Here is a 19981-nt window from a genome sequence, read left to right on the forward strand (position 1 = left end):
TCAGACAATCGTTTGCATACCATTCTCACGCAAGGATTGATTATTTTCATTTCTCCATTACCTGGTTTACAAAACTGCTGTTATGAACAGACGCGAATTTGTCCGGAATACCGGATTAACGGCCGCCTCTATCGGCCTTGCTTCTCTTACGAATCTTTATGGCAACAATGCCGCTCCTTTACTGCGAGTGGGATTGATCGGCACGGGTCTCCGCGGTCAGAATCATCTCGACCTTTTATTGCGCCGCAAGGACGTGGAACTCGTTGCTATCTGCGATATCGAACCACGCATGCTCGACGACGCGAAAGCACGCATCAGCAAGAGCGGTCGCAAGCAACCCACGGTTTATACCGGCGACGAGAACGCCTGGAAGAAAATGCTCGATAAAAATAAACTCGATGCAGTGATCATCAGCACACCATGGGAATGGCACAAACCCATGATCATCGGAGCACTCGATGCCGGTATTGCGTATGTAGGCACCGAAGTGGTCCTCGGCATTACCCTGGAAGATCATTGGGATGTAGTACGTGCCGCGGAGAGAACCGGCGGACAGGTAATGATGCTGGAAAATGTTTGTTATCGCCGCGATGTGATGGCCATACTCAACATGGTACGGCAGGGGCTGTTTGGTGAATTGATGCATTTGCAGGCAGGCTACCAGCACGATCTGCGCGAGGTGAAATTCAACGATGGCAAACAACCTTACGGCGGCGGCGTGGAGTTTGGTGAAAAAGGCTGGTCCGAAGCCCGCTGGCGTACGGATCATTCCGTGCATCGCAATGGTGATCTGTATCCCACACACGGCATCGGCCCCGTTGCGCATTATATCGGCATCAATCGCGGTAACCGTTTTCTTACACTGAATTCTTTTTCCACCAAGAGCCGCGGCCTGCACAATTATATTGTGAAAAAGGGTGGTGCGGCACATCCGAATGCTTCCGTAAATTTCCGCCTCGGCGATATCGTCACTACCCACATCAATTGCGCCAATGGCGAAACGATATTACTGCAACACGATACCAATCTGCCAAGGCCTTACTCTTTAGGTTTTCGGGTGCAGGGCACAGAAGGAATCTGGATGGATGTGAACAAAGGGATTTATATTGAAGGGAAATCTGCCAAACCACATCAATGGGATCCGCAGAAAGAGTGGCTCGATAAATACGACCACCCTTTATGGGCAAGGTATGCGGGCGATACAGAAGGCGCCGGTCACGGAGGGATGGATTTTTTTGTGATCCACGCTTTTGTAGAAGCAGCCAAAAGAAAATTACCCGTACCAATGGATGTATACGACGCGGCAGCCTGGAGCGCCATCACACCACTGAGTGAAACGTCGGTCGAACTCGGTAATCAGACCGTGGAGTTCCCCGATTTCACCGGCGGACAATGGATGCATCGCAAACCGGTTTTTGCACTCAACGACGATTTTTAATGTTATGAACGATAAGGCGATCATTTTACAAGCGTTTGGTATCGGTTCTCCTGTTCTTACCACCGCGTCATTAAGCAATGGATTAATTCACGGTACATGGCTGATAACAACGGCTGAGAACAAGTATGTTTTGCAACAACTCAATACCTCCATCTTTACCAATCCGCAAGCCGTTGCAGAAAATATCCGCAGCATCAGCGATCATCTTTCTTCCAAAAAGATTACACAACCTTTTCTTCAACCGGTTGCTGCGCCCGATAACGGCGATCTGCTGCAATTAAACGGACAGGTATACCGGCTTTTCCATTTTATCCACGGAGGACATAGTCTCAACTCAATCGATACACCGGAGCAGGCATATGAAGCGGCGCGTCAGTTCGGTCTTTTTACGCGGCAGCTTCATGATATGAATGTCGATCAGCTTCATATAACGCTGCCGCTGTTTCATGACCTGGGTCATCGCTGCGAGGTTTTCCGTAATGCTTTACGGGAGGGTGATTCCGCCCGTCTTGCAAAAGCATCTTCTTTGATAGCCGCGTTGCAGCAACACAGCGATATCGAGCAACAGTATCACGCATTCGTTGCCAATCCTGCTTGCCTCCTGCGCGTAACACACCACGATACCAAGATCAGCAATGTTTTACTGGATGAGCAGGGTAAAGGACTTGCCGTGATCGACCTGGATACGGTGATGCCCGGTTATTTTATCAGCGATCTCGGCGATATGTTCCGCACCTATCTTTCTCCCGCAGGAGAGGAGGAGCGTGACCTCGATAAACTGGCAGTCCGTCCCGACGTTTACAAGGGAATCGTGCAGGGATATTTAGCTGAAATGGGCAACCTGCTCACCCCAACCGAACATGGGTATATTTACTTCGCCGGCCGCTTCATGCTGTATATGCAAGCCATCCGTTTTCTCACCGATTACCTGTTGAATGATCGTTATTACGGTGAAAAATATCCGCATCATAATTATCATCGCGCAGCCAACCAATTGCGGTTGCTGGAGCTGTATACGGAGCGGGAGAGTGAGTTACAATAGTGAATGGTGAATAGTGAATGGTGAATGGTGAATAGTGAATGGCGAAGCGCATGAATCATCTCTGCGCCTTAATCTCTCTTTGCGTGAAAAGCAGCGCCCTCTCACGCAAAGACGCATAAGGAGCAAAACCTTACACCCTAAGCCTTCTACCTTAGGCCTTCCCCACGCCTCAAGACGGCGGTTTCAACCGAAGACATTATATTTACGCGGATTGATCCTAAAATTTCCTGCCTTGAAAGCAATTGTCTTCTTTTTCCTGTTGTGTTGCTGCGCTTTTACATCTTACGCGCAAACAACACTGTCTAAAACCTGGGTCTCCGATCAGGGTAACGGACAATATAAAAATCCCGTGCTGCACGCAGATTATTCTGATCCCGATGCTGTGCGTGTGGGCGACTATTACTATATGACCGCTTCCAGTTTCAATTGTACGCCCGGATTGCCCGTTTTGAAATCGGCCGATCTCGTAAACTGGCAATTGATCGGTTATGCATTGCCAAGACAAATACCAGTGGAGCATTTCAATGAAGTGCGTAACGGAGAAGGCGTGTGGGCGCCCGCTATCCGTTATCATAAAGGCTTGTTTTATATTTATTATCCCGATCCTGATTTTGGTATTTACGTGGTCACGGCAAAACATGCCGAAGGTCCCTGGTCTGCGCCGGAATTGGTATTGCCGGGAAAGGGTATTATCGATCCTTGTCCGTTGTGGGACGATGACGGCAAAGCCTATCTCATTTATGGTTGGGCTGCAAGCCGCGCACAGGTGAATAGTCTTTTGACAGTAAGTCCTTTAACGGCCGATGGGAAAAAAGTAACCGGCGACGGCCGTCATGTATTTGATGGCCACGATGCGCATCCGACATTGGAAGGCCCAAAGTTTTATAAACGCAATGGTTATTATTACATCTTTGCGCCGGCTGGCGGCGTGGCTACGGGCTGGCAACTTGTTTTACGATCAAAAAATATTTACGGCCCTTATGAAGAAAAGATCGTGATGGACCAGGGCCGTTCTCCCGTGAACGGACCTCACCAGGGTGCCTGGGTTGAAACGCCATCAGGGCAGTCATGGTTCCTGCATTTCCAGGACAAAGGTGTGTATGGGCGCGTGGTACACCTGCAGCCGATGAGCTGGAAAAACAATTGGCCCGTGATCGGTGCAGATGCCGACGGCGATGGGAAAGGTGAACCGGTACTCCTGTACAAAAAGCCTGTTTCCAAAATCAATACAACATATACACCTCCCGAATCGGATGAGTTCAATACAGCGCAGTTGGGTTTGCAGTGGCAATGGAATGCCAATCCGCAAATCACCTGGTGGGCGCAATTGCCTCCTTCCGGCTATCTGCGTTTGTTCGCTTTGCGTCGTCCTGCCGGGAGTATTAATATGTGGCAGGTGCCGAATTTATTGTTGCAAAAGTTTCCTGCTCCGGCTTTCACCGTCACCACCAAATTACGTCTGGTAGCCGATAGCAACGGCAAACAGGCAGGTCTGCTCGTGATGGGACTTGATTATGGTTATATCAGCATTCGGCGCAGTGGAAACGGTTACCTGCTTTCACAAATGCTGTGTAAGGATGCGGAGAAAGGACAGGCGGAGATAAAACAAGCCGAACATCTCATCAACGGTGGATGGGTCTGGCTACGCGTACAGGTAAAAGAGGGTGGTGATTGTTTATTCAGTTACAGCGAGGACGGCACGACCTTTGCGCCATTGGGCAATGTTTTCAAAGCCAGAGAAGGTAAATGGATCGGTGCGCGTGTTGGTATTTTTTGTAATGGACCGGCTGAAGCACGCAACGGTGGTTATGCCGATTTCGACTGGTTCCATGTTGAACCTTAAATAGTAATTTGTATGAAGAATCTTATTCGTTATAGCACAGGAATTATCGCATTGGCCATAACTGCTTGTTCCGCACCGCGGCAATCATTACAATTGACCAATGCAACTGATCAGGACAAGAAAGACGAACTCATTGTTTTGACACGCGCACAGGTGCAGCGTTTCACCGGAAAATTATCACCGGAGAAATACATCATCATTACCCGTCCCGGACAGGCCGGCCCTCCGGTATTGGTGCAACACGACGACCTCGACCACGACGGTGTGTGGGATGAAATCGCTTTTATGTTATCGCCCGCTGCCGGGGAGAAAAATGAATGGAAACTTCAGCCTTCCGATGCGCCCGCAACGATCAAAGCCGTTGTACGTGCACACGTACGCCAAAAGAGAAAATTAAGTGATGGTACATTCGGTCCCGATCTGCAAACGGATAGCATTCCCGCCGGCCAGCAGCCGACTGATTTCACCAAAGAAAAATTACCGCCGTTTCTCACAGAAGGTCCCGCCTGGGAAAACGATAAGGTTGGCTTCCGTTTTTATTTTGATGGACGCAATTGCAAAGACATTTGGGGAAAGACCACACCCCGTATGGTACTCGATGAAGTAGGAACCAACCCTGCCAATAGCTATCATCATTTGTCGGATTGGGGTATGGATATTTTGAAAGTAGGCAAATCGCTCGGCGCCGGTGCGCTGGCGGTGCATTTATCAAATGTAAACGGCCGCGATACCTTGTTGCGTCTTGGTGGTTTATCGATGGGACCGGTTAAGTACGAAAAGGTAGCCGATGGTCCGTTACGGGCAATTTTCAGGATGCATTATCCGGCCTGGCAGGTGCCCGGCCGTACCGGTACTATGTCGTTGACGGAAGAAATTCATATCTGGGCCGGACAATATTTTTATGAGAGCAGGGTTACGCTCAACGGTGCGCGTGAAGGTGATGAACTGGTGACGGGTATAGTGAATCTTTACGATCTTCCTGCGAAAAGAGTGGACACACCCGATGTCTCCGTGCTTTATACTTTTGGCAGGCAATCGGAAAACAACGACAAACTGGGCCTCGCCATTTTAGTCGGAAAAGGTACCGCCGCAGATTTTGGTGTTACACCCAATGCAGGTAGTGACGTGTTGAATACTTACACGGTGAAATTTCCCGGCAACAAAGCCGTATTCCGCTTTTATGCTGCCTGGGAAAAATCGGATGCCCGTTTCGGCAATGAACAATCCTTTACCGATTTTCTAAAAACGGAGGCGTTTAATTTCAGCCGCCCCGTTTCCATTAACCGCTGATCCTAAGGAACGATCATAGTTTTGCTGTGGAAGGTGTGCGCGCTGAAATATCCGAGTGCGCCGCCTTGCATATTGGACACAGGATTCGCAGGCGTTGCCTGCTGGTTACCGCCTGTTGCACTGCGGATCAGGCTGAACCAGTATTTATATATAGCAGGATCGATGCAAAGAAAGTCGATCCTTACCTGGTCGCCGCTTTTCAGTTTATCCTCATCATCATCGTCGTCGTCAAAGTCGAACAGCTTTGAGTTGATCCTTCTGCCATCGCTGTAATCATCGTTGCGGATCTGGATCGCCGTTTTTCTTTCGCCATTTATATATTGTATATAACGATAGCTGTTGCCCAGTCCCACGGGATCGGGATGATCCACATTGACCACTTTCATATTTTCCCCGAAGAAAAATTCATCGGTTGCGTAGATCGTATCCATCAGCACTTTTTGCGGCATGGTGGACACGGCGGTGAACACTTCGCCGGTAGGTGCGGTAACCCGCAAAGTATAACTGCGGCCCGAAACACCCGTCAATGCAGGGGCTTCGTATACACCGGGCGATGTTGGCGCCAGTGTGGTGGTGCCGCCACCATTTTCAGTAATGGTCACGGTGGCACCGGAGATACCGGGAAAGGTGTTGTCTTCGTCGAAGTCTTTGGTTTGCGTCAGCAATACTTTGGCCTGGCCCGGAATATCGCTCAGCACGGCTTCTACCACATATTTCTTTTCCGCACTGTTGAGGTTGAGGTCGATCACTTTTTCGCAGGAACTGAACAGGCTCAGCATCAGTAAGCTTCCTATTCCCGTGAGCAACTTTGTTGTATATGATTGAATACGCATGTTATCAGAATTTAAAGTTGTAGGAAATGGAAGGAATGAATTTGAACAAAGCGTAGCGAACGGCTTCTGTTTTGTTCGGATCGTTTTCCGCATCACGGAAGTCGATGATGTAAGCATTTTCCCTTCCGTAGGCATTGTATAAACTGAAACTCAGTTCAGAGGTTCTTTTCTTTGTTTGTTTCAGCGTCCAGTTGGCACCGATATCGAGGCGGTGATAGTCGGGCATGCGGTAGCCGTTGCGATCAGTATAATAGAAAACAGTCTGGTCGTTTACGCGGTATTTACCGGCGGGGAAAGTGACGGCGTCACCCGTATAGAACACCCAGGTGGCCGATACGGTCCATTTGCGGCTGAGCTGGTATGTACCTACGATGGCTACATCATGTGTGCGGTCCTGGCGGGCGTTGTACCATCGGTCGTTGTTGATACCGTTGATCTTTTTTTCCGTTTTGGATAAGGTATAGCTGAGCCAGCCGGTGAGTCTGCCTGTTTTTTTGCGCAGCAACCATTCAATACCGTAAGCGCGGCCTTTTCCATACAATAATTGTGATTCGATCGCATCGTTGTTGGCGAATACGTCTGCTCCGTCACGGTAGTCAATCTGGTTCTGCATGGATTTGTAATAGGCTTCCACGCTCAACTCATAATTATTGTTGAACAGATCGCGGTAGAAACCCAGCGATACCTGGTCGGCGATTTCGGGTTTGATGATATTGGTGCTCGCGATCCATTTATCCGTAGGGTTGGAGGAGGTAGAGTTGGAGATCAGGTGCAGGCTTTGCGTATTGCGCACATACGAGGCTTTCAATGAGGTGCGCGGGTTGAACACATAGCTGGCAGCGAGGCGCGGCTCGAGGTAGAAATAGGTTTTTACAAATTCTCCCTTTGAGTAGCTCATAGTGTCGAGCACTCTGCCTTCGTCATCTATATTATAGAAATCACCTTCTCCCAGGATACTGAAGGAGGAAAGACGCATGCCGTAAGTCAGGTTGATCTTGTCGGATGCTTTCCAGGTATTGGTCAGGTAAAGCGCATTTTCCCATGAATAACGTTTTTGCAACGCGGAAGAGTTGACGCTTGACGTAGCAGATGCTTTTACTTCACCGGGAAGGATGTTATGGTAAATGCTGTTCAGTCCAAACCGCCAGTTATTACGGCTGTTGGTATACCATTGGTACTCATGTTTGATGTTCCAGTCGCGGATGCGTGACAGGATGTCGAAGTCGTCGCCGCCGCTGCGGATGCCGATGTTATACTGGTAGTTGCTGTAAATAAGCGAAGTGTTGGAAAACAGTTTTGCATTGTAAATGTGATTCCAGCGCAGCGTGCCCGTAGAGTTACCCCAGTCGATGCCAAATGTTTCACCGATGCCCAGCACATCTTTACCAAAATAACCAGACAGGTAAAGCCGGTCTTTATCGCCCAGCTGGTAGTTCAGTTTGGCGTTCAGGTCGTAGAAGTAAAGTGTGTTGCGGTTAATGGACGAATCGTTTGACAGCTTCAGGAATACATCCGCGTAGGTGCGGCGGCCTGTTACCAGGAAAGATGATTTGCCTTTCTGGATCGGTCCTTCCACGTTGAGTTTGGCCGAGATGAGTCCGAGTCCTCCGCTCACGTTATAGTCCTGGTTGTTACCGTCATTCATTTTAATATCCAATACGGATGAAAGGCGGCCACCGTATTGAGCGGGCATCCCGCCTTTGTAAACGGTCATGTCTTTGATCGCATCGGAGTTAAAGGTGGAAAAAAAGCCCAGCAGGTGGGAGGCGTTGTATACCGGCGCTTCATCCAGCAGGATGAGGTTCTGGTCTACGGCGCCACCACGTACATAAAAACCGCTGTTGCCTTCGCCGGCAGATTTGATGCCGGGCAGCAACTGGATGGTTTTGAGAATGTCTTTTTCACCAAATAAGACCGGAATGTTTTTGATGTCTTTGGTCGACAATTTCTCCACGCCCATCTGCGGGTTGGTGATACTACGACCCCTTGTCTGCGCAGATACGGTTACGCCTTCGAGACTTTTAATTTCGTCTTCGAGTGCGATGTTGAGTCGCGTGTCTTTTTCCAGGGTAATGGTTTCGGTATAGGTTTGCATACCGACCGCAGATACTTCGATCGTATGGCTGCCTTTGTCCAGCGTAAGCGAGAAGAAGCCGTATTCATTACTGGTTACGCCCTGGTTGCCGGCCTTTATGGAAGCGCCGATCAATGTTTCACCTTTCGCTTTGGAGGTGATGGTACCGCTGATGGTAAATTTTTCCTGGGAAAAAACGACCAGTGTGCTGCACAGCAGGAGCAGCGTGGTTATGGTTCTTTTTATCATAAGTCAATGCATGTCCAATTCACGATAACAGCAAAGCTGTTATCAAAAAGCCTTTTCTGAAGCAATCGTAAAAAACTATTTCGCCGGAGAGTAGGCGTAGTCGATGCGGCCCGTCTGTTTTTTATTTTTATCAAACAATACTTCTTTGGTACGCAGACCTGCAGTATTATAAGCATAGCGCCAGATCATGTAATCACGCGTTCTGTTGGAAGTGACTACCATCTTTTGCGCTAATCTTCCTGCTGCATCGTATTCAAAGAGCGTCTCCGGTAAAAGCATTTTTTCATACTTGTCATACCTGACAATGTCTGAAAGCATTCCGTTGTCTGTATAATAATAATAAATAGGGTCGCCAAACTTTTTTCCCCTCCTGTAAAGCTGTTCGTCCGCAACTTTGCCCTTTTCGTCCCTGCCAAACCGGAATTCGGTTGTATCAGCGCTGTTTTTTATTCTCCACATTTTTTCGGGCAATCCGTCTGCACCATACTCCCACAGGTGTGTTTCGGTGTCATCAAACTCCTGCGACTTGTCACTGGTGGTTGTTTTAACAGATAGTGGGTAGTTATTGTTGGCCTGGTAAGTGTAAAGCGTTTGGGTATAACCGGTATTGGTGGAATCCGTTACAGAGAGGAGACGTTGTTGTGCATCAAAACGATAATAGACGGTATTCTTGTCGAACTTGTTGCGGGTGGTCACTTTCATCAACCGGCCATTGTCGCCAATTTCCTGCCATTCGTTGAAGTCGGTGTTTTTAGCGCCACGTTCGTCAAAGCCGGTGGCCGTTATTGAACCAATCTGCTGGCTCACAAGCAGGCTCATACGGGCATTGGTTTCAACCGTACCGATCACATCATTGTAGTAAAACTGCGCTTTGAGCGAATACAGGGATAAGGATAGTAAAATGCTGAAAAGATATTTCATCCGGTTAGGTTCTTTTGTCAAAATTAGCCAAATTAGCCAGTAAACGTAAAAGGGGGGCGTCTCCGTGTATATTTGCAATATTTATTTAAGAAAACTTTAGTATGTCGCACAGTCCTCTCCGGAAAGAACGGAACTGTCTGAATTGTGGAGCCTATGTTCAGGGACGCTTTTGCCAGGAATGCGGGCAGGAAAACGTAGAACCACGCGAAAGCTTTTGGGCCGTATCCTCACATTTTGTGGCGGATATCTTTCACTTTGAAGGTAAATTCTTTAAAACGGTTGGATTACTGATCCGTAAACCTGGTTTTCTGACTGCCGAATACATGCGCGGACGGAGAACGCGGTACCTGCATCCGGTGCGGATGTACCTGCTTACCTCTGCAGTTTTTTTCCTGATCTATTTTACTTTTTTTGCAGGTCACGGCTCGATGATCAATATCGGTTCGGGAAAACTGAAAACCATGGACCGGCTCGAACTCGCGGAAGGTTACAGACAGGTACTTGAAACCGATACAACCCGTACCGATCTGAAAGAACGGATTGCACTGCTGGAAGACACTTCACGCGTAATAAGTCCCGAAGAATTTCAAAATGCGATCATCAAACTCAGAAACGAAGGGATGTCGTTTGGTTTAAGAAAGTATAAAAGTGTGGCGGCCTATGATTCTATTCAGGCATCGCTGCCCCGCGCAAAACGTGATGGATGGCTGGAACGTGTGTTCAACCGGAAATTCGTTTCCCTGAATGAAAAATACGGCGACGATCCCGAAGTGCTTACCGAAAAATTAAATTCGGAAGTCTTGCACCGCGTGCCCTATATGCTGTTTGTGTCTTTGCCGTTGTTCATGTTGATCCTGAAACTGGTCTACATCAGGCGAAAACAATTTACGGCGGTCGATCATGGCATATTCACCCTGCATTTGTATATATTTTGTTTTGTGTTGTTGTTTTTCACCGAGCTGGTCAGCTCCCTGCAAAGCGTCACGGGCTGGGGTTTCCTTGGATATATAACAGTGGGTTTGTACCTGTCTGTTATCGTATACTTGTTGAAAGCGATGCGTAATTTTTATGCGCAATCCTGGGGCAAAACAATCAGCAAATTCATGCTGGTGTTTTTATCGGCGGCGGTGATGGCGGTATTGTTGCTGGCTGTTTTTCTTTCTTATTCTACATTGACTGTTAAATAAAACTTACCGATATGAGCGCTTCACTCAGTGATTCATTTCTGCGGCTGATCCGTATCATGGATGAGCTCCGCGAACAATGCCCTTGGGACCGCAAACAAACCATTCAGTCGCTCCGGCAGATGACCATCGAAGAAACATTCGAACTGGCCGATGCGATCACGGAATCGGATTGGAAAGGTATCCGCGAAGAGCTCGGCGACCTGATGCTGCACATTGTGTTCTATGCCAAAATCGGTCGTGAGCAGGAAAAGTTCACCATGGAAGAAGTGCTCAATGGTATTTGTGAAAAGCTGATATCGCGTCATCCACATATCTATGGCAATGAAAAAGGCGAGAAGATCCAGGTGGCGGACGCCGACGAAGTAAAAAAGAACTGGGAAAAGCTCAAGCTGAAAGAAGGCAAGAAGTCGGTGCTGGAAGGCGTTCCGCGTTCATTGCCGGCTACGGTAAAAGCGATGCGCCTGCAGGAAAAAGCCCGTCAGGTGGGATTTGAATGGGAGAACAAAGACCAGGTATGGGAAAAGGTGGAAGAAGAAATGGCCGAGCTGCGCGAAGTAGCCGGCGGTCCGGACCATGCCCGAACCGAGGAAGAGTTCGGCGACCTGATCTTTTCATTGATCAATTATGCACGATTTTTGCAGGTAGATGCGGAAAATGCATTGGAACGAACCAATAAAAAGTTTATCCACCGGTTTACTGAGATGGAAAAAATAGCCTTGGGCAACGGGAAAGACCTCCGTCAGCTATCCCTGGAAGAGATGGATGCCATCTGGACCACCGTAAAACAACAAAAGCAAGAGTGAAATACCGGCTGCTTCATACCTTTTACAGGGAGGGATTACTGCTGCTCGCCGCCGTGCTGCTATTTACCCTGTCCTTTGTTTTCAATAAAATTTACAGCAACAGAACGGCTGTAGCCGTGCAGGTACGCACGGCTGAAACATTCCTGCACAATTATGCCAACGACTTTGATCGCGTAGTGAATGATTCGGCATTGGTAAACCGGCTTTCCAACCGGCGCGAAACCAAACGCGAACTCGACGTATTGGTGGGCAAAGGATATGGCTTTTTCCTTTACCGCCAGGCCGAAGGGGTAGCGAATCTTCGTTTCTGGAACGAGCAACTCATTCTTCCCCCCGCTGAAATCCGTGAAAAAAAAGACGGCGAATATTTCCGCAAACTTTCCAACGGCTATTATTATATCGTCCGGAAAACCATTCCGCATCAACCCGGGCTGGTAGCGTACGCCATGGTGCTGGTACGTTCCTCTTTCTTTATCACCACCGAATATCTTCCTCAACATTTCACCTTCAGCGAAACGGCGGACAAACGCGTGGCCATCAGTTCGCAGGCAACGGATTTTGTCGTGAAGGACCGCAAAGGCGGTACATTGTTCTACCTGGATAAGCGAATGGCCAATAACATTCCGTATAACGACAATGTAACCATCGCACTGCGTTTCGGCGGCATGTTCTTCCTCTTGTTTTTTGTTTTCAGGATGGCGGAATGGTTTGCCTGGCGAAGACGCAAACGAATAGCTATCGGCGTACTCACGATATCCCTGTTGTTTATACGATTGCTGTTTTACCAATGGCCTGCACTCTTCAACCTCCGCCAGTTTGAATTGTTTGATCCCGCGATCTATGGTTCCAATATGATCCAGCGGTCGTTGGGTGACCTGCTGATCAATGCAGTGATGTTGTGTTGGGTGATGATCTATAGCTGGTCCAAACTGCATACGGTTCGTTTCTCCACGGAGGGCTGGCCGGTATGGCGTAAATGGGCGGTAGGACTCGTAGCCCTGAGCCTGCTGATTTATTCCACCTTTGTAATCGCTTCGGTGATCCGCAGCATTGTGGCGGATTCGAAAATATCGTTTGACGTAACCGACTTTTACAGCCTGAGTTCTTATACGGTAGTCGGGTTCATTATCCTGGCCTGCCTTTCGCTTTCGTATTATTATTTCACGCAGTTATTGTTCCGTGTGCTGGTGGTGGTGTTCAAGGGGCGGCAGTTCCTCATCTATATAGCCATTGCCTTTACAGGACTGGTATACCTGACCATCCGTTCCGGTCACCGCGAGGTATTGTTCTATTTGCCGGTGCTGCTCTGGCTGATAGGTTATACCTGGCTGGTAAGCCGCCAGGGACTGGTAGTGTACCGCATCCGTTTCAATATTGCGGGTATCGTACTCTGGATATTCATTTTCTCCGTATCGATTGCCGCTATTATGCTCAAGGAAAATGAACTGGCCGAATGGCAGCGCCGTAAATTCTATGCAGAAAAAATGGCCGTGCGTACCGATCCTTCCAGCGAACGGTTGATGAGCATTGCCATTACTTACCTGGACAATGACTTCCTGGAAGAAAACTTTCACCGGTTTACCGACAGTGCGGAAAATGATTATCTGCGTGACAGTATCATTACCAGCAACTACTCGGGTTATCTGGATAAATACGATACACGTCTTTATGCCTATGATGCCGAAGGTTATCCCCTCGGCAATGCCGATAACACCAGTTATGAAGCGATGAACACCATCGTAACGGTGCAGTCAAGGCCCACCGATGTACCCGATCTTTTTTATTACGAAACGGGCTTTGATAAATTCGCTTACATCACCGAGCGAAAAATAACGGATAGCGTGGGACGGCTGATGGGTTACTTCTTTATCGTATCCAATCCCAAGAAATACAGCAACGACGGGCTTTTCCCGGAAATGTTCCGGCAGTTCCGGCAGACAAGTGCGGAAACATCACCGATCTATTTTTATGCGGTATACGGCAATAAACAATTATTGTCATCGTCGAGCAACTATCCCTTTGCCACGTCACTGGTGCAGGACCAGGTACCGAGTGAAGAAGTGGAAAGCCGTAACAACGGCGAGTACAATGAGCTGTGGTACCGCGTGAGCAATGACAAAGTAGTGGTGATGGTGCGGAAGAAAGATACATTTATCGAATCCATTACGCTGTTCTCTTACATATTCTGCAGCTTCCTTTTCCTGGTGGCGATTGTGCAGATATTGTCTTTCATCTTTAAAACAGGGTATCAGTTAAAAGATGCGCGGCGTATTTTCCAGACGAGCATACGCGTGCAGGTACACAATACATTCATTTTTGTCAGCGTCTTTTCCTTCATCATCATCGGGGTGGCAACCATCTCGTTTTTCATCCGCCGCTACGAGCGCAACAACAGCGACAAACTCAGCCGGACGATGAATATCATGGTCAATGAAATGCAGAAGAAGGCTTACTCCGGTGTTCATTTCCGTAATTCATTCTTCGGGCTGGATTCAACGGGTGTAACGGGATTACAGCGGCTGGTTGAAGAAGTATCCGATATTCACGGGGTGGACGTGAACGTATTTGACCTGGACGGCAACCTGGTGGTGTCTTCGCAGCGTGATGTATATACGAAAGGAGTACTGAGTACGAAAATAGATCCGCTGGCCTACTATCACCTGAGCCGCTTGCGGCAGAAACAACATGTGCAGAAAGAACGGGTGTCGAACCTCTCTTACATGAGCATCTATGCACCGGTGCGCGATGATGATGGAAAAGTATATGCGTACCTGGGCATCCCGTATTTTACGTCGCAATTGGAACTGAACCAGGAGATATCCAACTTCCTGGTCACGATCATCAACCTCAACGCGTTCATCTTCCTGATCGCGGGATTGATCGCTTTGTTCATTACCAACAGGATCACCCGGTCGTTCTCGCTGATCAGCGAGAAAATGCGTGAGGTAAACCTCAGTACTGAAAATGAAATGATCCAGTGGAACCGTGATGACGAAATCGGTGAACTGGTAACGGAATACAACAAGATGGTGTCGAAACTGGAGCAGAGTGCAACAATGCTGGCTAAAACTGAACGCGAAGGTGCGTGGAGGGAAATGGCGCGGCAGGTAGCACACGAGATCAAAAACCCGCTCACACCGATGAAGCTGAGTCTGCAGTACCTGCAGAAAGCCATTGACGGCGATCACCCGGATGTGCGCAAGCTTACGGGCAATGTAGCGAACACATTGGTGGAACAAATCGATCACCTGGCGAAGATTGCGGCGGACTTCTCGCAGTTTGCCAATATCGGCAATACAAAAGTTGAACTGTTCGATCTGCATGAGATCATCGGCTCTTTAAAAGACCTGTATAGCTCCAATTCGGCTGTATCCTTTACCTGGCACAAGTTGCAGGGGCCGGTGCGCATTGGGGCAGACAAAACGCAGATGAACCGCTTGTTCACCAACTTATTGGTCAATGCAATGGACGCGGCCAAAGAGCGGCCGATTTGTGAAATAACGATCGAAGAGAAACGCAGCAACGGTATGGTACTGATCAGTATCAGCGACAATGGCGAAGGCATTCCGGAAGAAATGCATTCCAATATTTTTGTTCCCAACTTCACTACCAAAACATCCGGCACGGGCCTGGGTCTCGCCATGTCAAAAGGCATTGTAGAGCAGGCGCACGGCAATATCTGGTTTGAAACAAAAGTGGGTGTGGGGACTACTTTCTTTGTGGAATTACCGGAGGAAGGAAATGTGTAAATGTGAAAATATGTAAATGTGTAAATGAATACACGCATTTTCGTATTTACACATTCCGCCACAGGCGGATCACATTTTCACATTCCTCAAATACTCCTCCAGCTCTTTTCTTGTAAAACTGCTCAGGTTGTTTGCGGCTGTCAGTCCGCCTTTCTGTGCGGCGAGCACGCCGTAGCGTATATCGTCGAAACCTTTGATGAAGTGCGCATCGGGGTTGATCGAGAGCAGCACACCTTTTTCTATCGCATAGGGAATCCATTGCCAGTCGATATCGAGACGGCGGGGATGTGCATTCAATTCAATTACTACTTTATGTTCGGCACAGGCATCGATGATCGCGCGGTGATCCAGCGGATAACCGTTGCGACTGAGCAACAGGCGGCCCGTCATGTGACCGAGAATGGTGGTGGCGGGATGACTGATCGCCTTCAGCAGGCGGCTCATGGCCTTTTCCTGCGACATCTGCAGATTGCTGTGCACGGAAGCGATTACCAGATCAAACGTGTTTAATACTTCGTCGGAATAATCCAGGCTGCCATCGTTGAGGATATCACACTCTATACTTTTGAAAATGCGAAACGGTGCCAGTTGTTCGTTGAGCTGGTCGATGTAGCGGTGCTGTTCGCGGATCCGTTCTTCCGTTAAGCCATTTGCGTAAGCAGCAGAGCGGGAGTGATCGGAAATGACAAGGTATTCCATACCGCGGCGGATCAAATCTTTCGCCATGTCTTCAATCGTGTCGGTGCCATCACTCCAATTGCTGTGATTGTGAATGATGCCTTTGATATCGGAAGGCTGGATAAGTACGGGCAGATTGTCTTGTTGCGCACGCGCGATGATATACGGTGCTTCACGCAGGCAGGCAGGAATAGTTGCAATGCCGGCTTCCGTAAAAACGGAGTCATCGGTAGCCGCAGGATCAGCATAATTAAACGAGAGCGAAGGATAGTCAATCAGGAATTGTTCCGTGAAAGCCGGCGCGCCGGTAGTCATAAACTGACGGCGTACAAGATCTCCTTTACCTGTGTACAAACGCAAACGGAGGCCATTGCGAAGCTGGTAAAGTAAACTGCCGGGATTGTCTTCGAGCAATTCAGGCGGATAAGCTGTTTCGAATTTGGGTTTAACGTTCTCGTTGGTTTCGTCTACCACAAACTCGAGTTCTTCGATGGTCAATGACTGACGGCGGTAAGCGCCCGTGGGGCGCACGTTGGTCGCACCGAAAAGATTTTCCAGGTAGCCTTTCACCTGCGGATAAATTTCATCGAGCTGCGCGTAAAGGAAATGACCTTGCGAGGCGAGATAAAAATCTATGGCGGCTAAAACATTTGCTTGTGTTTTGGCGCCGAAACCTTTGTAAAGAGTAAGGCGGTTTTCGTTGCAGGCGTATTGCAGTTCACCGATGGATTGAATGCCCATCTCTTTCCAGATGGTATGAATCTTTTTCGGACCGAGACCTTTGATCTGCATGAGCTCGATTACGCCGGCGGGGGTAGCCGCGATCAATTCATCGAGTACCTGCAGGCGACCGGTGTCAAGTAGTTCAATGATCTTGCGGGCAACGCTGTCGCCGATGCCTTTCATACCGGCAAACTGGCTTCTGTCGGTAACAGCGAGTGGGGCGGGAATTTTTTCAATGTAGAAGGCGGCGATGGAATAAGTCTTCGACTTGAAAGAATTCTCTCCGTGGATATCCAGGAGGCGGGAGAGCAGGCTGAACTGATCGGCAATAGCGGCGTTATCCATGACTGCAAGATAATAATAAGGGAAAAGAGGAGTGGGAGGGGAATAAAAAAAGTCTCCTTTCGGAGACTCTATAAACTTGAAAAGAAATAAAAAATTATTTCTTTTTAGCTGCTTTCTTAGGAGCTGCTTTCTTAGCTGCTTTTTTAGGAGCCGCTTTTTTAGCTGCTTTCTTTGGAGCTGCTTTTTTAGCTGCTTTCTTTGGAGCCGCTTTTTTAGCTGCTTTCTTTGGGGCTGCTTTCTTAGCTGCTTTTTTTGGAGCAGCTTTTTTCTTAGTTGCCATTTTTTGTGAATTTAATGTTTAGTAGAATGGGTTATCGTTAGTAAAAATAATAATTATTTTATACTACCCAAATTTTTTTCCACAAAAAATGGGAACTGGAAAGCTTAAGCTTCTGCTTGTGCAGCAAGAACAGAAACAAAAGTTCTGTCTTTTGCACCTTTGCGGAACTCAACAACACCGTCGCTGAGAGCAAACAGAGTAAAGTCTTTACCAACACCTACGTTCTTACCGGGATGGTAAACAGTACCACGCTGACGTACGATGATGTTACCGGAAATGGCAGGTTGACCACCGAAAATTTTTACACCCAGGCGTTTGCTGCGGGAGTCGCGGCCGTTCTTAACACTACCTTCACCTTTCTTATGTGCCATGATTTACGTTGTTTAGAATGTTATATTTTTTATCCGCCCGTTTTTATACAGGCAACGATTGTCCGGATGATCAGGCTATTGCTGTTACCTTGATTTTGGTATAAGCAGTACGGTGACCTTTCTTTTTGTGAAAGCCTTTTCTTCTTTTCTGTTTGTAGGCGATCACAGTTTCACCTTTCACATGATCCAGGATCTCGGCGGTTACCTTCGCATTCGCTTCAGTACCTACTGTAAGTTTGCCACCGGCGTCAACCAGCAACACTTCCAGATCGAGTTTGTCTCCGGCATTGCCTTCAAGGCGCGGAACGAATAAGGTCTGGTCTTTTTCTACTTTGAATTGCTGACCGGCAACTTTTATTACTGCTAACATAGTCTGAAAATTAGGACGGCAAAGGTAAGGAGAAAATTTTAACCCGCCAATAAAAACAAAGTTTGATCCGGCAAATTTAAGTCTTTTGGTCCTTCATCCTGTATCTTTGTTAGCTTTGACAGGCCGGGCAAACACCCCTCACCACCGTGCCGGGTGACCTGGTATTGACCCGCGGCAGAAAAATAAAGTAATGAAAATCAAATCGTTTTTAGCAAAACCCTTTGCTTCCTATGTATATAAAGGTATCCGCAAGGGAATGCATACAGCCGTCGCCGACCAGGAAAATATTTTAAAAATGCTGATCAAAACCGGCCGGAATACCGAGTACGGAAAACAGCATGGACTGGGACAGGTGGGCAGCTACGACGAATTCCGGCAGGCAGTACCGGTACTGGATTACGAACAAATGCGTCCTTTTATTGATATGATCAAAGAAGGCAAACACAATGTTCTCTGGAAAGGCCGCCCCATTTACTTCGCCAAAACATCCGGCACCACCAGCGGTACCAAATACATCCCCATTACCAAAGACTCAATTTCCAACCATATCAACTCCGCCCGCAACGCATTGTTGTGTTATATGGCAGAAACGGGTAATTCTCTTTTTGCCAACGGTAAAATGATCTTCCTGTCCGGCTCCCCCGTGCTCGAAAGAGTAAGCGACATCCCCACAGGACGACTCAGCGGCATCGTGAACCATCACATACCACGCTACCTGCGCACCAACCAGTTGCCGTCTTACGAAACCAATTGCATCGAAGATTGGGAAACCAAACTCAACCGCATCGTAGACGAAACCATCAACAAAGACATGACACTCATCAGTGGCATTCCGCCATGGATGCAGATGTATTTCGACGAACTGAATAAACGCACCGGCAAAAAAATAAAAGACATCTTCCCGCATTTCTCCGTAATGGTGTACGGCGGCGTAAACTTCGATCCCTACAAAGCCAAACTGTTTGACAGCATCGGCAAAAAAGTAGATGGTATCGAAACCTTTCCCGCATCGGAAGGGTTCTTTGCCTTCCAGGATTCGCAGGAGCAGGAAGGACTTTTGCTGAATACGGACAGTGGTATTTTCTTCGAATTTGTTCCCGCTGCTGAAATACACCAGGAAAATCCCACCCGCCTTTCCCTCCGCGATGTAAAAGTGGGAGAGAACTACGCGCTGATCATCAACAGCAACGCAGGTTTATGGGGATACAATATCGGAGATACAGTGAAGTTTGTTTCCGTGGATCCGTACCGCCTTGTGGTAACGGGACGTACCAAACATTTCATTTCTGCGTTTGGAGAACATGTGATTGGTGAAGAAGTGGAATACAGTTTGCTGAAAGCAGCCGAGGAAGAGAACATCCATATCCGTGAGTTCACGGTGGCGCCTTTTGTAAGCGAGGATGCCGGTCGTTCTTACCACGAATGGTTTATCGAATTTGAAAATAAACCCGATAACCTGGAAGCATTCGCCCGCAAACTGGACGACAACCTCCGGAAGAAGAATGTTTATTACGATGACCTGATCACCGGCAATATTCTCAAACCACTCAAACTGACGCCCGTCCGCCGCAATGGGTTCATTGATTATATGAAATCAATCGGTAAACTCGGCGGCCAGAACAAAGTGCCCCGCCTGAGCAACGACCGGAAGATAGCGGATTTGCTGGCAGGGTTTGAGGAATAGTGAATGGTGAATAGTGAATAGTGAATGGTGAATGGTGAATAAATAGCCAGGGTTGCTTTGGCTTGCTTTGCTCCTTGTGCTGCTTTGCGTGAAAAAGACGG

At 48.1% G+C, this 19981-nt stretch carries 15 protein-coding genes; 8 read left to right on the forward strand and 7 right to left on the reverse strand.

Going from position 1 to position 19981, the window contains the following annotated elements; all coding sequences use genetic code 11:
* Nucleotides 1-82: 82 nt before the first annotated feature.
* The 4 genes from H608_RS0105515 to H608_RS0105530 all read left to right on the forward strand — a co-directional run bounded on the left by H608_RS0105515 (nt 83) and on the right by H608_RS0105530 (nt 5613).
* Nucleotides 83-1438, forward strand: coding sequence for a Gfo/Idh/MocA family protein (locus H608_RS0105515; RefSeq protein ID WP_028786795.1), 1356 nt, complete (start codon nt 83-85; stop codon nt 1436-1438).
* Nucleotides 1439-1442: 4 nt separating this feature from the next.
* A complete protein-coding gene (locus H608_RS0105520; protein ID WP_028786796.1) occupies nt 1443-2480 on the forward strand; it encodes a phosphotransferase enzyme family protein in 1038 nt (345 codons plus the stop codon).
* 232 nt (nt 2481-2712) lie between these two features.
* Complete coding sequence (locus H608_RS0105525; protein WP_038007422.1) at nt 2713-4323, forward strand: glycoside hydrolase family 43 protein; 1611 nt, start codon at nt 2713-2715, stop codon at nt 4321-4323.
* Between the two features lie 12 nt (nt 4324-4335).
* Nucleotides 4336-5613: a DUF4861 domain-containing protein gene (locus H608_RS0105530; RefSeq protein WP_051268072.1), complete on the forward strand. Its 1278-nt coding sequence runs from the start codon at nt 4336-4338 to the stop codon at nt 5611-5613.
* A 2-nt stretch (nt 5614-5615) separates the two neighbouring features.
* Here the strand turns inward: H608_RS0105530 and H608_RS0105535 are convergent, their stop codons facing one another.
* The 3 genes from H608_RS0105535 to H608_RS0105545 all read right to left on the reverse strand — a co-directional run bounded on the left by H608_RS0105535 (nt 5616) and on the right by H608_RS0105545 (nt 9690).
* Nucleotides 5616-6446, reverse strand: a complete 831-nt coding sequence (locus H608_RS0105535; protein ID WP_245565724.1) for a DUF4249 domain-containing protein — start codon at nt 6444-6446, stop codon at nt 5616-5618.
* 4 nt (nt 6447-6450) lie between these two features.
* Complete coding sequence (locus H608_RS0105540) at nt 6451-8769, reverse strand: TonB-dependent receptor (protein ID WP_028786800.1); 2319 nt, start codon at nt 8767-8769, stop codon at nt 6451-6453.
* Nucleotides 8770-8844: 75 nt separating this feature from the next.
* Entirely contained in the window at nt 8845-9690 is an 846-nt protein-coding gene (locus H608_RS0105545) for an adaptor protein MecA (protein WP_028786801.1), read from the reverse strand.
* 101 nt (nt 9691-9791) lie between these two features.
* Here H608_RS0105545 and H608_RS0105550 point away from each other — a divergent pair, with 101 nt between their 5' ends.
* From H608_RS0105550 to H608_RS0105560, 3 genes are read left to right on the forward strand one after another with little or no spacing between them, the layout of a single operon-like run.
* Entirely contained in the window at nt 9792-10877 is a 1086-nt protein-coding gene (locus H608_RS0105550) for a DUF3667 domain-containing protein (RefSeq protein WP_028786802.1), read from the forward strand.
* Nucleotides 10878-10888: 11 nt separating this feature from the next.
* Complete coding sequence (gene mazG / locus H608_RS0105555; protein WP_028786803.1) at nt 10889-11680, forward strand: nucleoside triphosphate pyrophosphohydrolase; 792 nt, start codon at nt 10889-10891, stop codon at nt 11678-11680.
* Entirely contained in the window at nt 11677-15429 is a 3753-nt protein-coding gene (locus tag H608_RS0105560; protein ID WP_028786804.1) for a sensor histidine kinase, read from the forward strand. The genes mazG and H608_RS0105560 overlap by 4 nt, the downstream gene beginning before the upstream one ends.
* 69 nt (nt 15430-15498) lie before the next feature.
* Here the strand turns inward: H608_RS0105560 and H608_RS0105565 are convergent, their stop codons facing one another.
* The 4 genes from H608_RS0105565 to rplU form a co-directional block, all read right to left on the reverse strand.
* Nucleotides 15499-17175, reverse strand: a complete 1677-nt coding sequence (locus tag H608_RS0105565) for a DNA polymerase/3'-5' exonuclease PolX (RefSeq protein ID WP_028786805.1) — start codon at nt 17173-17175, stop codon at nt 15499-15501.
* 94 nt (nt 17176-17269) lie between these two features.
* Nucleotides 17270-17455 carry a hypothetical protein gene (locus H608_RS21405; RefSeq protein WP_038007428.1) on the reverse strand — a complete coding sequence of 62 codons (186 nt, stop codon included), beginning with the start codon at nt 17453-17455 and terminating at the stop codon, nt 17270-17272.
* A 104-nt stretch (nt 17456-17559) separates the two neighbouring features.
* Nucleotides 17560-17826 (reverse strand): 50S ribosomal protein L27, encoded by a 267-nt coding sequence (rpmA, locus tag H608_RS0105575; protein WP_028786806.1) that lies wholly within the window; start codon nt 17824-17826, stop codon nt 17560-17562.
* A 70-nt stretch (nt 17827-17896) separates the two neighbouring features.
* A complete protein-coding gene (rplU, locus tag H608_RS0105580) occupies nt 17897-18196 on the reverse strand; it encodes a 50S ribosomal protein L21 (protein WP_028786807.1) in 300 nt (99 codons plus the stop codon).
* Between the two features lie 190 nt (nt 18197-18386).
* On the opposite strand from rplU, the gene H608_RS0105585 reads away from it, so the two are divergent.
* The gene (locus H608_RS0105585) at nt 18387-19880 is read left to right on the forward strand and encodes a GH3 auxin-responsive promoter family protein (protein WP_028786808.1); all 1494 of its coding nucleotides are present in this window, start codon (nt 18387-18389) and stop codon (nt 19878-19880) included.
* Nucleotides 19881-19981 lie beyond the last annotated feature (101 nt).

The sequence above is a fragment of the Terrimonas ferruginea DSM 30193 genome, assembly GCF_000425585.1.
GTDB classification, from domain to species: Bacteria; Bacteroidota; Bacteroidia; order Chitinophagales; family Chitinophagaceae; genus Terrimonas; species Terrimonas ferruginea.

Bases quoted from the DNA above. Each gene is read 5' to 3' on its own strand.
- H608_RS0105550 (WP_028786802.1), top strand. From the start codon at position 9,792: ATGTCGCACAGTCCTCTCCGGAAAGAACGGAACTGTCTGAATTGTGGA.
- H608_RS0105515 (WP_028786795.1), top strand. From the start codon at position 83: ATGAACAGACGCGAATTTGTCCGGAATACCGGATTAACGGCCGCCTCT.
- H608_RS0105530 (WP_051268072.1), top strand. From the start codon at position 4,336: ATGAAGAATCTTATTCGTTATAGCACAGGAATTATCGCATTGGCCATA.
- H608_RS21405 (WP_038007428.1), bottom strand. From the start codon at position 17,455: ATGGCAACTAAGAAAAAAGCTGCTCCAAAAAAAGCAGCTAAGAAAGCA.
- H608_RS0105540 (WP_028786800.1), bottom strand. From the start codon at position 8,769: ATGATAAAAAGAACCATAACCACGCTGCTCCTGCTGTGCAGCACACTG.
- H608_RS0105535 (WP_245565724.1), bottom strand. From the start codon at position 6,446: ATGCGTATTCAATCATATACAACAAAGTTGCTCACGGGAATAGGAAGC.
- H608_RS0105565 (WP_028786805.1), bottom strand. From the start codon at position 17,175: ATGGATAACGCCGCTATTGCCGATCAGTTCAGCCTGCTCTCCCGCCTC.
- mazG (WP_028786803.1), top strand. From the start codon at position 10,889: ATGAGCGCTTCACTCAGTGATTCATTTCTGCGGCTGATCCGTATCATG.
- rpmA (WP_028786806.1), bottom strand. From the start codon at position 17,826: ATGGCACATAAGAAAGGTGAAGGTAGTGTTAAGAACGGCCGCGACTCC.
- H608_RS0105545 (WP_028786801.1), bottom strand. From the start codon at position 9,690: ATGAAATATCTTTTCAGCATTTTACTATCCTTATCCCTGTATTCGCTC.
- H608_RS0105520 (WP_028786796.1), top strand. From the start codon at position 1,443: ATGAACGATAAGGCGATCATTTTACAAGCGTTTGGTATCGGTTCTCCT.
- H608_RS0105585 (WP_028786808.1), top strand. From the start codon at position 18,387: ATGAAAATCAAATCGTTTTTAGCAAAACCCTTTGCTTCCTATGTATAT.
- rplU (WP_028786807.1), bottom strand. From the start codon at position 18,196: ATGTTAGCAGTAATAAAAGTTGCCGGTCAGCAATTCAAAGTAGAAAAA.